Below are 13,509 nucleotides of genomic sequence, written 5' to 3'. Positions count from 1 at the left end.
CGACCCTCGACCGGGTGGGGCGCCGGGGTGCGGCGGTCCGGCAGGATGTGACCATGCGTGCCGTTTGCGTGATCGGACTGGGATTGATCGGCGGCTCCGTGCTGCGGGCCGCGGCCGCCGCCGGGCGAACCGGATGGGGCTCGACGAACTCCGATGCGGACGCCGAAGCGGCGCGCGCCGAGGGCCACGACGTTCTCGGCACCGAGGACGCGCTGCGGCGAGCCGCCGAGCAGGACGCGCTGGTCGTCGTCGCCACCCCGCTCACCGCGGTGCGGTCGGTGCTGCGCAAGATCGCCTGGCACGCGCCGGAGGCCCGGCTCACCGACGTGGTCAGCGTGAAGGACCCGGTCGACGCCGAGGTCCGCAGCCTGCTGCCCGCCGCCCGCTACGCAGGCGGGCACCCGATGGCCGGGGTCACCGCCTCCGGCTGGGCGGCCGGTTCGGCCGAGTTGTTCCAGGGCGCGGCCTGGGCCGTGGCCGTCGAGGACGGCACCACGTTGCAGGCTTGGCGGGACGCGGCGGAACTCGCGCTGGACTGCGGCGCCCACGTGGTCGCGACCTCTGCCGCCGAGCACGACTCCGCGGTGGCCCGGATCTCGCACCTGCCGCACGTGTTCGCGGAGATCTTGGCGGCGGTCGGCGCGGACGGCGGCCCGCTTGCGCTGTCGCTGGCGGCCGGTTCGTTCCGGGACACCACTCGCGTCGCCGGCAGTGATCCGGAGCTGGTGCGGGCGATGACCGAAGGCAACCGGGTCGCGCTGCTGGACGCGGTGGACGATGCGCTGGGCAGGCTCGGCGCCGCGCGGGGTTCGCTGGCCTCCACCGGCGCGCTGCAGACCACCGTGGACGCGGGTTTCCGAGCCAGGACCGAACTCGAAGAACTCGGCGCGAGCGCGCGCACCCGGACCAACGTGGCCTTGCGCGGCGACGACGACCTGCGCAAGCTGCGCGAACTCGGCGACCGCGGCGGCCGGGTGGTCTCGCTGGAGTCCGGTGGCGCGACGGTCGAACTGCCGACCCCTTGAGCTCGCGGCCTTTGCCCCGGCCAGCCGTTCGGTCAGCATTGGGGCATGGCCCGCGCCTTCGTGATCGACGCCGCTCGCACTCCGTTCGGCCGGTACCGGGGCGCCCTGTCCGGTCTCCGCACCGACGACCTCGCGGCGCTGCCGATCACCGAGCTGCTGCGGCGGCACGGGCCGGAAGGCAGTGACCTGCTCGACCCGGCGCAGGTCGACGACGTGCTCTACGGCAACACCAACGGAGCCGGTGAGGACAACCGCGACGTGGCACGGATGGCCGCGCTGCTGGCGGGCCTGCCCGCCACGGTCCCCGGCGTCACGTTGAACCGGCTGTGCGCCTCGGGCGGCGAATCGCTGGTGCAGGCCGCCCGGGCGGTCAAGGCCGACGAGGCGCAGCTGCTGATCGCAGGCGGCGTCGAAGGCATGAGCCGCGCGCCGTTCGTCATGCCGCGGCCCGAGCAGGCCATGCCGGACCGGATGGAGGTCGTGTCCACTGCCGCGGGCTGGCGGCTGGTGAACCCGAAGCTCCCGGCGGCGTGGACGGTCCCGCTCGGGCACGCCGCCGAACGCAGCGCGCTCGACCTCGGCATCACCCGCGAACGCATGGACAACTACGCGCTGCGCTCGCACCGCCGCGCCTCGGCGGCGTGGGACGCCGGGGCGCACGACGGATTCGCGTTCCCGGTCAGCACGCCGGGCGGTGTTCTCGTGCGGCGCGACGAGTCGGTCCGCCCGGACACGAGCGAACGCAAACTCGCCAAGCTGGAGCCGGCGTTCTCCCCGGACGGTCCGGTCACGGTGGGCAACTCGGCTCCGCTGTCGGACGGCGCGCTGGCGGCGCTGATCGGCACGCAGGAGCGGGCCGAGCGGCTCGGCGTGCGCACGTGGGGCGAGCTGCTGGGGTCGGCGACCACCGGGACCGAACCGCACCACTTCGCGCTGGCCGCGGTGCCCGCGATCCGCAAGCTGCTGCGGCACCTGGGCATCGGCGCTGCGGACGTGGACCTGTGGGAGATCAACGAGACGTTCTCCGCGGTGGTGCTCGCCGTCCTGGAGCACCTGCCGGACGTCGACCGCGAGCGGGTCAACGTGCACGGCGGCGCGCTCGCCTACGGGCACCCACTGGGCGCTTCGATGCCGCGTGTGGTGATCGACTTGTGCCGGCACCTGCGGCACCGCGGCGGCGGTCTCGGAATCGCGGCCGCTTCGGTGGGAGTCGGGCAGGGCATGGCGCTGGCCGTGCGCGCGTGACGTGGGAACGGGGCCGCCCCGCGTAGTGGACGACCCCGTTCCATGTCGCCGCCGGCCACTGCGGTCAAGACCACCCTCGCCAGGTCCCTCCGGTCAGCTTCGGCCGAGCAGCGGAGCAGGTGCTTACGAAGCTAGTGCCGCCGCGAGCCCCGCGCGCGCTGGAGTCTTGTTCTGCCAACACGTGCTGAGCTGCACGAAGGCCCCGGCATGACCGACGCGGTCGATCGGCACAACCCGCCGCGGTTGTCTCGAGTCAGCCCAACGGTTCAGCGGGCACGGCGGCCCACGCCGAGCTGAGCGGATCCGCGTCCCCGGTCCCCGAGAACGCCACGTCGTCGATTGAGCCGATGGGCTGCGCCGGACAGACCGAGTTCGTCGCGAACGCAGCCCGCAGTGCGGGCAGTTCGTCCAGCAGCACCGGGCGCTGCACCTGCGGCACGCCGATCCGGTCGAGGCCTTCGGCGAGCACCTGCATGGTGATCCCGCACAGCATGTCGGCTTCCGGCCACACGACGCGCTCGCCGTCCCAGAAGGCGATGTTCCAGATCGAACCTTCGCTGATCCGGCCGCGACGGTCCACGAACAGCACGTCGTCGAAGCCTGCCGCCTGCGCCTGCCGACGCCGGTGCAGCACGCCGAGGAAGTCGTAGTGCTTCAGATGTGCCAAGTCCCGCTCGTACCCGATGCTCCGCACTCGCATCGGCGGGCCCGGCTCGCTGGTTTCCGGCCCGGCCACGATCACCAGCAGGTCGGGATCGACCGGCTGCACCGGCACTCCGGACCTGGCGAACACGTTGACCCGCACGGATACCGCCGCAGGCATGTCCCGCAACGCCGAACGGACCAGCTCGGCCACTCGTCCCGGCTCCAACGGGCGCCCGAACAGCTCCTGCGAGGAGTCCGCGAGCCTGCGCAGGTGATGCCGCCAGCCCGCGACCGCCCCGTCGCGAATCTGCATCGACGTGAAGTGCCCGTAGGTCTGCGCCGACCGCACCTGTTCGGGCGTCGCCGGCTCGCCGTTGATCTCCATGCGCAGGACTCCCACGGCAGGCAAGGGTAGCCGCCGATGTGCGGTGCGTAGCGACGTCTTCACCCGCAGATCATGGCGCTGAAAAACAGCCGTGGTGTCGTTTGCGCATTCCCCGCGAACCGAGGACAGATGAGCATCTACGACGAAATCGGCGGCGCGCCCGCGCTGGAAGAGGTGGTTTCGGAGTTCTACCGGAAAGTCCTGGCCGACCCGGCGCTGACCGAATTCTTCCGCGGTGTGAACATGTCCCGGCTGCAGGGCAAGCAGGTCGAATTCTTCGCCGCCGCGCTCGGCGGCCCGGAACCGATGCGGCAGGTGCACCAGGGCCGCGGCATCGAGCAGCAGCACTTCGACCTGGTGGCGCAGCACCTGGCTGCGTCGTTGAACGAAGTAGGCGTACCGGCGGACACGGTGCAGCGCATTTTGACCACCATCTCGCCGCTGTCCGCCGACATCGTCACTGCCTACCACTCGTAGGTGACCGCGCGGATTCCACTGCCGCGGCGGGGCTCGGCGCCCCGCCGCGACGCAGGTCCTGTTTGCGCGACCCGCTGCTGCGGGTAAGCCCTGGACAAGCGGTTGATCACCGCACAGCTGCGGGACCTGCGCCGGGCGGCCGGTTCGCAAGAGCGCCTCGGTGACCCGCAGGTCCGCACCCGCGCGAAGGAGGTCCCTGATGAAGGCAGTGGTGTACCAAGGGCCGCGGCAGGTCGACGTCCAAGAGGTCCCGGACGCGCGCCTCGAGAAACCCACCGACGTGCTGGTCAAAGTCACCTCGACCAACGTGTGCGGCTCGGACCTGCACATGTACGAAGGCCGCACGGACTTCGAGCCCGGCCGCATCTTCGGGCACGAGAACGTCGGCGAGGTCGTCGAAGTCGGTTCCGGTGTGGACAAGGTCCGGGTCGGCGACATGATCTCGGCGCCGTTCAACGTCAGTTGCGGGCACTGCGAGAACTGCGAGCACGGCCTGACGAATTACTGCCTGCAAGCCAACGATCAGGAAGGCATGGCCGGGGCGGCGTACGGCTTCGCCGACATGGGCCCGTGGCCCGGCGGTCAGGCCGAGTTGCTGCGCGTGCCGTGGGGCGATTTCCAGTGCCTGCGGCTTCCGGAGGACGCGGCGGAAAAGCAGGACGACTACGTCATGCTCTCGGACATCTTCCCCACCGGCTGGCACGCCGTGGAGATGTCCGGGATGCGCCCCGGCGAAACGATCGTGATCTTCGGCGGCGGCCCTGTCGGCCTGATGGCCGCGCTCTCGGCCGAGCTCAAAGGCGCGGCGAAGGTGCTGGTCGTCGATCGGCACCCGGACCGGCTCCGGCTCGCCGAGCAGATCGGCGCAATCCCGATCGACGACTCGAAGGCCCCCGCGGTCGATCAGGTGCTGGAGCGGACCGGCGGGCGCGGCGCCGACCGGGGCTGCGAGTGCGTCGGCTACCAGGCCCACGATCCGCAAGGCCGCGAGGACAACGCGACCACGCTGAACGACCTGGTCTCCTCGGTGCGGTTCACCGGCGGCATCGGCACGGTCGGCGTGTTCGTCCCGCAGGATCCGGGCGGCCCGGACGAGCTGGCCCGCAACGGGAAGGCCCGGTTCGACTTCGGCGACTTCTGGTTCAAGGGCCAGCAGATGGGGTGCGGCCAAGCCCCGGTCAAGCGCTACAACCGGCATCTGCGCAACCTGATCCACGAGGGCAAGGCCACCCCGTCCTGGATCGTCTCGCACGACCTGCCGCTGGATGAGGCGCCGAACGCCTACAAGCGCTTCGACGCCCGTGAAGACGGTTGGACGAAGGTGGTCCTGCATCCCGGCCGAACTTCGTGAAGCACCGACCGCTGCCCGGGGATCGGCGGATTTCCGGGCAGCGAACGACGTTCGGTCGCTTCTTTGACGGAGCAGGGCTTCCGTCTCGCTGACCCGCGAACGTCGCCGCGGCGGCACGCGGCCTGGCGCTGGGCGCCGAGTTCGCGGCGGGAGTTCGGCGATTCGATCCCCACAAGCAAAAACCCCCTGCTGCACAGGGGGTTTTTGCTGTCTCGACCAGACGCGCGCCCGTAGGGATTCGAACCCCAAACCTTCTGATCCGTAGTCAGATGCTCTATCCGTTGAGCTACGGGCGCTTGTTCAGTTGTGGATCCCCGCCGGGCGGGAACCCCGCGGAGGCTCCGGGATTTGAACCCGGGAGGGGGCGTGACCCCCAACCGCATTAGCAGTGCGGCGCCATAGACCAGACTAGGCGAAGCCTCCCGGTGTCCTCTCGGCCACTGCGGAAAGCCTACACAACCTGCCATCGCGGCGACAAAGGGGGGTCCGCCCGGCCGGAGCTCAGCTCCCGGCGTCCTTCCCGAGCTGCACGAACGGGTTCAGCGCGGCCGGATTGCGCAGGGCGTCGCGGCTCACGGCCCGCTCCGGGTCGGCGCCTGCGAGGATCTTCTTCACCGGCACCTCCAGCTTCTTGCCGTTCAGCGTCTGCGGGACCTCGTCGACGACGATGAACCGGTTCGGCACGTGCCGCGGCGAGAGCTGGGACCGCAGCTGCCGCTTGAGCTCCGGCTCGACGTCCGCCAGCTCCGCGCCTTCGGCCAGGACCAGGAAGCACAGCAATTCGCCCTCGCCGCCCGCCGCGCCGGAGGTGTCGATCACGAGCGAGTCGGTCACCTCGTCGAATCCCTCGACCACCCGGTAGAACTCGGCGGTTCCCATCCGGATGCCGCCACGGTTCAACGTCGAGTCGCTGCGGCCGTGGATCACCAAGGTCTCCCGCTCGGTGACCTCCACCCAGTCGCCGTGCCGCCACACGCCCGGATACGTGTCGAAGTACGCCTCGTGCAGGCGGGAACCGTCCGGGTCGTTCCAGAAGAACACCGGCATCGACGGCATCGGCTTGGTGATCACCAGCTCGCCGACCTCGCCGTGCAGTTCCCGGCCGTCCTCGGAGTAGGACCGCACCGCCGCCCCCAGCAGCGGGCAGGAGATCTCGCCGAGCCACACCGGAACGTCCGGTGCCGCGCCGACGACCGCGGTGCACAGGTCCGTCCCGCCGGAGACGCTGGCGATCTGCACGCGCTCGCCCACCGCGTCGGCGACCCAGCGGAAGCCGTCGGTGCTCAGCGGCGAACCGGTCGAGCCGACCGCGCGCAGCGCCGAGAGGTCGTAGTCGGCCTTCGGCCGCAGCTCGCTTTTCAGGCAGCTCTGGATGAACGGCGCTGAGGTGCCGAAGTAGCTCACCCGGTGGCGCTGCGCGAGCTCCCACAACGCGTTCAGCGATGGATGCCCGGGGCTGCCGTCGAACAGCAGCAGCCGGGCGCCGGTGAGCAACCCGCCGAGCAGGAAGTTCCACATCATCCAGCCGGTCGTGGTGAACCAGAAGAACGTGTCGCCCGGACCGAGGTCGCAGTGCAGCCCGACCGACTTGAGCTGTTCGACGACCATGCCGCCGTGGCCGTGCACGATGCCCTTCGGCAAACCGGTGGTGCCGGACGAGTAGAGCACCCACAGCGGGTGGTCGAACGGCACGGCGTCGAAGGCGAGCTCGGCGTCGCGGTGCCGTCGCAGCAGCTCCGCCCAGTCCGCGCAGCCGTCGAGTTCGCCGGCGCCGACGTAGTCGACCAGCACGGTGCTCGCCAACCCGGGCAGCATTCCGCGCAGTTCGTCCACAGTGGACCTGATGTCGTAGCGCTTGCCGCCGTAGACGTAGCCGTCGACGGCGACCAGCACCTTCGGCTCGATCTGCACGAACCGGTCGGCGACCGCGCGCAGCCCGAAGTCCGGTGAGCACGACGACCAGATCGCACCCAGGCTCGCGGCCGCCAGGAACGCGATCAGCGTCTCCGGGCAGTTCGGGGCCAGCGCCGCGACCCGGTCACCGCGGCCCACGCCCTGCTCGGCCAGCGCCGCCCGCATCGCGGCCACGCGGGCGCGCAGCTCGCCGTAGGTGAGCTCGGCCTCGAGCCCGTCCTCGCGGGCGAACACGATCGCCGAGTCCTGATCCCGCTTCGCTTCGCCCCCGTTTCCTTCAACGCGGCGCAGCGCGTGCTCGGCGTAGTTCAACGTCGCGCCGGGGAACCACTCCGCACCCGGCATGACCTCGGCGGGCAGCACCCGGCTCGGCCGCTCGTGGAACGTGACGCCGAAGAAGTCCGCGACGGCTCCCCAGAACCCCTCCAGGTCCGTGATCGACCAGCGCCACAGCGCCCGGTAGTCCGGCAGGTCCACGCCCCGCTCGGTACGCAGCCACTCGCGGAAGCCCTCGATCCGGGTGCGGCGGACCTGGTCCGGCGCGGGCTGCCACAGCAATTCGGGAGCCGTACTGGAAGTCATGCACGTTTCCTAACCCACGAAGACGCCCGGACGCCATAGCCGGGAGACCAGGTGTGCACCGGAAACAATTCATCCACAGCGACTGTGGACAAGTTGTCCACACATTGTGGATCGAGATCAGCGCAGGTGCGTGTCGAACCAGTTCCGCGCCCGCTGCCACGCCTCGACCGCGGCGCTCGAATCGGTGTCGAAGCGGTGGTCGCTGCGCGCGTAGTGCACGACGTCCGTGGCGACCCGGGCGGTGGCCGCCGCGTCCCGCAGCTTGCCGACCTCCGCGGCCGGGATGCCCGGGTCGAGCTCGCTGTAGAGCCCCAGCCACGGGCAGGTCAGCTCACCGGCGATCTCCACCAGGGCCGGCAGCCCATCGGAGAGCGGTTCGAGGATGCCGCCACCGCCGACGGTCACCGCAGCTCCGAGGCTGCGGCTGCCCGCCACCACCAGCGCCGCCGAGCCGCCGATGTCGAACCCGATGACCCCTTGCCGGTCGGCGGGCACGCCCCGGTCGGTCAGCCACACGAACGCCGCGTCCGAGTCGGCGAGGATCGACTCGCCGCTCAGCCGCTGCACCTGGTCGTTGACCTGGTCGTCGCCGTGGCCGTCGGAGAGCTCGTCGGTGCCGTCGCGGTGGTAGAGGTGCGGCGCCACCGTCAGCCAGCCCTCGTCGGCGAGGCTGCTCACCAGCGAGCGCACTCGGCCGGTCACGCCCCGGGCTTCGTGCAGCACCACCAGCCCGCCGCGCACGACGTTGTCCGGTTCGGCGACGGTCATCCGCAGCGTGCTGCCGTCGGTGAGCGCGAGCGTCTCGGTCCGGGATTCGGTCATGTCGTTCAGGTAACCAGGTACGGGTGAACAAAAGTCAACGTGATCGTCCGGATGGCGGTAGGTCGCTGACGCTCCGTCCACGAGCACCGCCGGTGACTCGTCGCCGCCCCGCCAGCGTGCGGAGAAACTCGATCGCAACGGCCACGAACTGCGATGATTCGACCTCCGCAACACCCGTGCCGAGCCGCGCGAACGCCCGGATCCGAACCAGCACCGCACCCGCGACGTGGCACGCATTACACCCGGTCGGCGTCCGCAGCGCACAGGAACCGACAAGTCGCCCGCGGATGTCGAACACGCGCGAATCGACGCCGCTCGGGGTGCCACCGCAGAGCCGCACCGCGCTCTAGAGTTGGCGGGCGACACCGTCGCCCGCGGTACGTCGAACCAAGGAGCCGTGCATGACCGTCCGCATCCGCGCAGACCTCGACCAGCTGCCCGCCTACGTCGCAGGCCGCACCGTCCCCGGTGCGATCAAGCTGGCCAGCAACGAAGTCTCAGCCGGTCCGCTGCCCGGCGTCGAGGCGGCGATCGCGCGCGCGGCCGCGGACGTGCACCGCTACCCCGACATGGGCGCGACCCGGCTCACCGGAACGCTCGCGGAGCGCCTCGACGTCGCGCCGGAGCGAATCGCCATCGGCTGCGGCTCGGTGGCGCTGTGCGAACAACTCGTGCAGATCACCTGCACCGCCGAGGACCAGGTCGTTTTCCCGTGGCGCTCGTTCGAGGCGTACCCGATCGTCACGCAGGTGCACGGCGCCGGGCAGGTCCCGGTACCGCTGAGCACCGGGCACGCGCTCGACCTGGACGCACTGGCCGCCGCGATCACGCCTGCGACCCGGCTGGTGTTCGTGTGCACGCCGAACAACCCGACGGGCACCGCGCTGCGCCGCGCCGAGCTGGAGCGGTTCCTGGACGCGGTGCCGTCGGACGTGCTGGTGGTGCTCGACGAGGCGTACCGCGAGTTCGTCACCGACCCCGACGTGCCGGACGGCATCGAGCTGTCCCGCCGGTACGCCAACGTGCTGTCGCTGCGGACGTTCTCGAAGGCGTACGGGCTGGCGGGCCTGCGCGTCGGCTACGCGGTCGGCCCGGAGCACGTGATCGAAGCGCTGCGCAAGGTCTGCATCCCGTTCAGCATCAACGCGGTCGGCCAGGCCGCCGCGCTGGCCTCGCTGGACGCGGGCAACGAGCTGAAGGATCGCTGCGAGTCGGTCGCCGCCGAACGCGTCCGGGTCCGCGACGACCTGCTCGCGCTCGGCTACGACGTTCCGGAGACGCAGGCGAACTTCGTGTGGCTCGCGCTGGGCGAGCGGACGCAGGAATTCAACGAGCACTGCATGGGCGAGGGGGTGGTGGTGCGCGCGTTCGCCGGGGACGGAACCCGCGTCACCATCGGCGGCGCCGCGGAGAACGACGCTTTCCTGGCGGCCGCCCGCTCGTTCCGGAAAACCTGACACCACGAGGGGAAGCCGCTGATCGCCCCGCGTTGCTAGGGTCCATCCGGCGAACGGTCGACGGCGGGGAGCGGCTATGCAGCAGATACCGGACGGCATGCGCGCCGCGTACCTCGTCGTCGATGCCGTGACGGGAAAAGTGCTGCGCACCCGGCACGCCGACGACAAGATCCGGTCCGCATCGCTGGTGAAACCGCTGATCGCGGTGGACCACCTGCTGCGGCTGGACGGTCCGGTCCCGGACGCCGACCGCGTCCTGCTGGAGCCGATGCTGCGGGCCAGCGACGACGACGCGGCCAGCGAGCTCTGGGACCGCGGCGGGCGCAACGACGTGGTCGGACGGATGGTCGCGGAAATGGGGCTGGCCGACACCGCGCCGCCGCGCGATCCGGAGATGTGGGGATACACCGCGATCACCGCGGCGGACGTGGTCCGGATCTACGACTACCTGCGCAGTTCGGGCAGCGTCGGGGAATACGTGCTGGCGAACCTGGGCGAGTACACGAAATTCGCCTCGGACGGCTTCGACCAGGGCTTCGGCCTGCCCGACGGCGCCGACCACCCGGTAGCGGTCAAGCAGGGCTGGTCCGGTTTCGGCCCCGGCCCGAACGAATCCGTCAACGGCAAGAGCCGCCGCAAGGTCCCCGACGAGCGGATCGATCTGCAGCGGCCCGCCATGCACAGCACCGGAACCGTGCGGCACGGCGACCGCGAGCGGATCATGGTGGTGCTCACCCTGCAGCCCGAAATGACCAGCTGGGACGCGTCCGCGGCGCGGATCACCGAATTGACCCGCGAACTCGACGCGGAAGCGGCGAAAACGTCGGAGTAGCGCCACGTTCTCCCGCGGTCGCCACCGGGCTGCGGGAGATGTCCGGCGAAGAGAGGGGGAGTACTTCGCCGGACACCCCACGAGGTGATCCCGGCGGCAACCGGTGATCACGCCGACTGCGTAGTGAACTACGCCGAGGGCGAATCTAGCCGCACCCGTGGAAAACCCGCCGGGCACGAGCACCATGATCGCTCGTTCGAGTGGAAGATCTTGCCCGTTCAGCGGCCGGTGGAGCGAGCTTCGGCTTCGTCCGGCGGGCGCGGCTGGTAGTGGTCGGCGGCCGGTTTGCCGACTTCCTCCTCGCTGACCCGGTCCTCGCCGCGGCGGCGGAAGAACCGGAAACCGGGAATGCCGACGATCGCGCGGCGCACGTCGTGGGTGACTTCCAGCAGTTCGTGGATCTCCGGGCCGACCTTGTCCAGCGTGCGCAGGATCGGCAGCACGTCCGACAGCACGTGCTCGGTGAGCACCGGCAGCTCGTCGACCAGCCGGATCGCCGCATCGACCTCTTTCTGCGAGAGCTCGTCGACGAACCGCTGCGCCATCGGCGCGGCACGGCGCGCCACCGGTTCGTAGGTGTTGAGCAGTTCGTCGGCCACCGCGGCGGTCTTCTGCACATCGCGCACGGTGTCCGCGGCGTCGGCGCTGACTCCACCGGCTTCCGCGACCAGCTTGCGCGCTCCGGCGGAGATGTCCGCGGCTTCGGCCACGGTGCCCGCGGCGGCATCGGCGGTGTTGCGGGCTTGCCGCAGCACTTCCTCGACCTCGCCGACGGTGCGGTCGGTGCGCGCCAGGGTTTCCTCGGCCCCGTCGACGATGGTGTTGACCCGGCGCAGCAACATCTCCACCTGATCGACCAGTCCCAGCACCCTGGCCGGCGCGGTCGCCGCGGTCGTGGCCGACTCCACCGCCCAGCCGACGGTGGACTTCGCGACGCCCAGCACGTCGCCGGGCGTGGGGATGCGGATCAACATGCCCCTACTGTGCACGTGCCCGCACCCCGTCGACCACAACCGTGGCCGGAGACGGGGTGCGGGCACGTGGTAGTGAGCTCCGCCGCTGGTCAGCCCGTTACGGCGGCGTGACCGGCGACCGCGACCGGGCTCGGCGCCGCGGGCAGCTCGGCGGGTGAGACCGCTTCCTGGGCCGGTGCCTGCTGTTGCGGAGCCTGCTCCGGAGCCTGTTCCGGTGCCGGAGCCGGAGCGGGAGCCGGACCCGGAGCGGGGCCCGGGGCAGGCACCGGCGGCGGCGCAGGCGCGTGCGGCTTCTCGGGCTTCGGCGGCTTCGGCTTCTCGGGCTTCGGCTTCTCCGGCTTGGGCTTGTCCTCGGGCTTGCAACCCGAGCCGTCCGGAGAGAGCCCGTCGGCGACGGCGCCGACGACGGCGACGCTGCTGTTGCACAGCTGGATCGGCGCCACGTTCACGTTGTCGTCGTTGCCGCCGTTGACACCATCGTTCTGGGTACCGTCCGCGGACGCCGGGACGGCGGTGAGCAGCAATCCGGCGGTCGCGGTTACGACACCGGCGAAGTAGCAGGCATTTTTGCGCACTGTCGCACTTCCTTCGGTTTCGATTACGGGGTTCCTCGGTCCGCCCTCACCGCACCCCGTCGTCCGGTGAGGCCGGGTCCGTCCTTTCGCGACAGGTCCCGTTGGGTCCTGTCACCGCGCGGCCGTAGTGCCCGCGGTCACCGCAGCAGCACGACCGTTCCCAGCGGCAGCGTGCTCAGCAGCTGTAATGCGTCCGGTGGGACGCGCACGCACCCGTCGCTGATGGCCTTGCCGAACACTTCGTCACCCGGCCAGCCGTGCAGCGCCACCGTGCCCGGCCCGCCGCCGTAGGAGTTGAACGTCTCCGAATGCGTGCCCAGCGGCAGGATGATCGGGCTGAAGCGGGTGACCTGCTCTTCGACGGCGGCCATCACGAAGGTCCGGCCGCGCGGCGTGGGCGATTCGGCGGCCCCGACTCCGACGGTCCACTCCCCCAGCCGTTCGGCGCCGCGCCACACCGCCAGCCGCTTGGCCTCGACGTCGACCTCGACCCGGAACGGCGAGCGGGCCTGCCGGACCGGGTCCGCGGCGGTGACGCGGATCCAGCCGCTCGTGCCGTTCGGCCTGGACGGCAGCAACACCTGCGCCCAGGCACCGGAGCGCGCGATCACCGGAACCCACGTGGGATTGCCGAGCTGCGTGGCGGGCAGTTTCGCGAACGCCGATCCGCCTGGCCTGTCGTGCACCGCGACCGGCTGCTCGATGTGCAGCACCACGCCGTCGGTGTCGCGTTGCGGTTCCGGATCGGGGACCCCGCCGATGAGATCACCGAAGGTCGTGGCTTCCGGCAGGCCGCTGAGATCGACCCGATCCGCCTGCGGGATCGGCGGCTGTTGCGCGGCCGGCCGCGCAGGCATGGGTGCGGTCGGTGCCGACAGCGTCCCGGAACAGCCCGTGAGCAGCATCGCCAGCGCTCCCGCCAGGATCGTCGACGACCACGCGCAACGGACCGCCCGGCAGGCCGCCGGGGCGGGAAGCGTGGCTGCGTTCCGCGATCTCATGACAATCCTCGGGGTTTCATGACCGGCCGGTTCGGTTTCCGGCTGCGTCGGGGCCATGGCGGCATTCGTCGGGAAACGGGTTCGGGGTTTCGGGGAAGGAAGTTGGTCGCCGCCGATCCATGCCGGGCGGACGCTAACCCACGGCACCGGACCGTCCAAACGCGAATATGCCGCTCCGACCTGCCGAAAAATCGATCAAAGTAGCGCGTGAGCAGGCAAAACGT

The 13,509-nt window shown here is 70.8% G+C and carries 12 protein-coding genes and 2 tRNA genes; 6 read left to right on the top strand and 8 right to left on the bottom strand.

The window, feature by feature from the left end; all coding sequences use genetic code 11:
- Positions 1-47 precede the first annotated feature (47 nt).
- On the top strand, positions 48-1,025 hold the full coding sequence (locus INP57_RS01640) for a prephenate dehydrogenase (RefSeq protein WP_307849849.1): 978 nt from the start codon (positions 48-50) through the stop codon (positions 1,023-1,025).
- Positions 1,026-1,070: 45 nt separating this feature from the next.
- Positions 1,071-2,270: a thiolase family protein gene (locus INP57_RS01635; protein WP_200068189.1), complete on the top strand. Its 1,200-nt coding sequence runs from the start codon at positions 1,071-1,073 to the stop codon at positions 2,268-2,270.
- A 253-nt stretch (positions 2,271-2,523) separates the two neighbouring features.
- Here INP57_RS01635 and INP57_RS01630 read toward each other — a convergent pair whose 3' ends face one another.
- A complete protein-coding gene (locus INP57_RS01630) occupies positions 2,524-3,315 on the bottom strand; it encodes an aminotransferase class IV (RefSeq protein WP_200068188.1) in 792 nt (263 codons plus the stop codon).
- Positions 3,316-3,429: 114 nt separating this feature from the next.
- On the opposite strand from INP57_RS01630, the gene INP57_RS01625 reads away from it, so the two are divergent.
- Positions 3,430-3,777, top strand: coding sequence for a group I truncated hemoglobin (locus INP57_RS01625; RefSeq protein ID WP_200068187.1), 348 nt, complete (start codon positions 3,430-3,432; stop codon positions 3,775-3,777).
- A 199-nt stretch (positions 3,778-3,976) separates the two neighbouring features.
- The gene (locus INP57_RS01620; protein WP_200068186.1) at positions 3,977-5,128 is read left to right on the top strand and encodes a glutathione-independent formaldehyde dehydrogenase; all 1,152 of its coding nucleotides are present in this window, start codon (positions 3,977-3,979) and stop codon (positions 5,126-5,128) included.
- Positions 5,129-5,351: 223 nt separating this feature from the next.
- On the opposite strand, the gene INP57_RS01615 is transcribed toward INP57_RS01620, so the two are convergent.
- The 4 genes from INP57_RS01615 to INP57_RS01600 form a co-directional block, all read right to left on the bottom strand.
- Positions 5,352-5,424: transfer RNA gene (locus INP57_RS01615), tRNA-Arg, on the bottom strand.
- A 37-nt stretch (positions 5,425-5,461) separates the two neighbouring features.
- Positions 5,462-5,551, bottom strand: a tRNA-Ser gene (locus INP57_RS01610).
- Positions 5,552-5,629: 78 nt separating this feature from the next.
- Positions 5,630-7,624 (bottom strand): acetoacetate--CoA ligase, encoded by a 1,995-nt coding sequence (locus tag INP57_RS01605; RefSeq protein WP_200068185.1) that lies wholly within the window; start codon positions 7,622-7,624, stop codon positions 5,630-5,632.
- A 117-nt stretch (positions 7,625-7,741) separates the two neighbouring features.
- Positions 7,742-8,446 (bottom strand): dienelactone hydrolase family protein, encoded by a 705-nt coding sequence (locus INP57_RS01600; RefSeq protein ID WP_200068184.1) that lies wholly within the window; start codon positions 8,444-8,446, stop codon positions 7,742-7,744.
- Between the two features lie 401 nt (positions 8,447-8,847).
- Between INP57_RS01600 and hisC the strand changes: the two genes are divergently transcribed.
- Positions 8,848-9,903 (top strand): histidinol-phosphate transaminase, encoded by a 1,056-nt coding sequence (gene hisC / locus INP57_RS01595; protein ID WP_200068183.1) that lies wholly within the window; start codon positions 8,848-8,850, stop codon positions 9,901-9,903.
- Positions 9,904-9,979: 76 nt separating this feature from the next.
- Positions 9,980-10,735 (top strand): serine hydrolase family protein, encoded by a 756-nt coding sequence (locus INP57_RS01590; RefSeq protein WP_200068182.1) that lies wholly within the window; start codon positions 9,980-9,982, stop codon positions 10,733-10,735.
- Between the two features lie 218 nt (positions 10,736-10,953).
- On the opposite strand, the gene INP57_RS01585 is transcribed toward INP57_RS01590, so the two are convergent.
- The 3 genes from INP57_RS01585 to ldtCP all read right to left on the bottom strand — a co-directional run bounded on the left by INP57_RS01585 (position 10,954) and on the right by ldtCP (position 13,285).
- Positions 10,954-11,709, bottom strand: a complete 756-nt coding sequence (locus tag INP57_RS01585; RefSeq protein ID WP_200068181.1) for a hypothetical protein — start codon at positions 11,707-11,709, stop codon at positions 10,954-10,956.
- Positions 11,710-11,798: 89 nt separating this feature from the next.
- Positions 11,799-12,284, bottom strand: a complete 486-nt coding sequence (locus tag INP57_RS01580) for a hypothetical protein (protein WP_200068180.1) — start codon at positions 12,282-12,284, stop codon at positions 11,799-11,801.
- Between the two features lie 137 nt (positions 12,285-12,421).
- Positions 12,422-13,285 carry a L,D-transpeptidase gene (gene ldtCP / locus INP57_RS01575; RefSeq protein ID WP_233626591.1) on the bottom strand — a complete coding sequence of 288 codons (864 nt, stop codon included), beginning with the start codon at positions 13,283-13,285 and terminating at the stop codon, positions 12,422-12,424.
- Between the last annotated feature and the right edge of the window lie 224 nt (positions 13,286-13,509).

Source organism: Saccharopolyspora galaxeae (assembly GCF_016526145.1).
GTDB classification, from domain to species: domain Bacteria; phylum Actinomycetota; class Actinomycetes; order Mycobacteriales; family Pseudonocardiaceae; genus Saccharopolyspora_C; species Saccharopolyspora_C galaxeae.
This window is presented reverse-complemented; position numbering and strand designations above follow the sequence as displayed.

Coding starts and splice junctions, on each gene's coding strand:
- INP57_RS01585 (WP_200068181.1), bottom strand. CDS start 11,709: ATGTTGATCCGCATCCCCACGCCCGGCGACGTGCTGGGCGTCGCGAAG.
- INP57_RS01590 (WP_200068182.1), top strand. CDS start 9,980: ATGCAGCAGATACCGGACGGCATGCGCGCCGCGTACCTCGTCGTCGAT.
- INP57_RS01620 (WP_200068186.1), top strand. CDS start 3,977: ATGAAGGCAGTGGTGTACCAAGGGCCGCGGCAGGTCGACGTCCAAGAG.
- hisC (WP_200068183.1), top strand. CDS start 8,848: ATGACCGTCCGCATCCGCGCAGACCTCGACCAGCTGCCCGCCTACGTC.
- INP57_RS01605 (WP_200068185.1), bottom strand. CDS start 7,624: ATGACTTCCAGTACGGCTCCCGAATTGCTGTGGCAGCCCGCGCCGGAC.
- ldtCP (WP_233626591.1), bottom strand. CDS start 13,285: ATGAGATCGCGGAACGCAGCCACGCTTCCCGCCCCGGCGGCCTGCCGG.
- INP57_RS01600 (WP_200068184.1), bottom strand. CDS start 8,446: ATGACCGAATCCCGGACCGAGACGCTCGCGCTCACCGACGGCAGCACG.
- INP57_RS01635 (WP_200068189.1), top strand. CDS start 1,071: ATGGCCCGCGCCTTCGTGATCGACGCCGCTCGCACTCCGTTCGGCCGG.
- INP57_RS01625 (WP_200068187.1), top strand. CDS start 3,430: ATGAGCATCTACGACGAAATCGGCGGCGCGCCCGCGCTGGAAGAGGTG.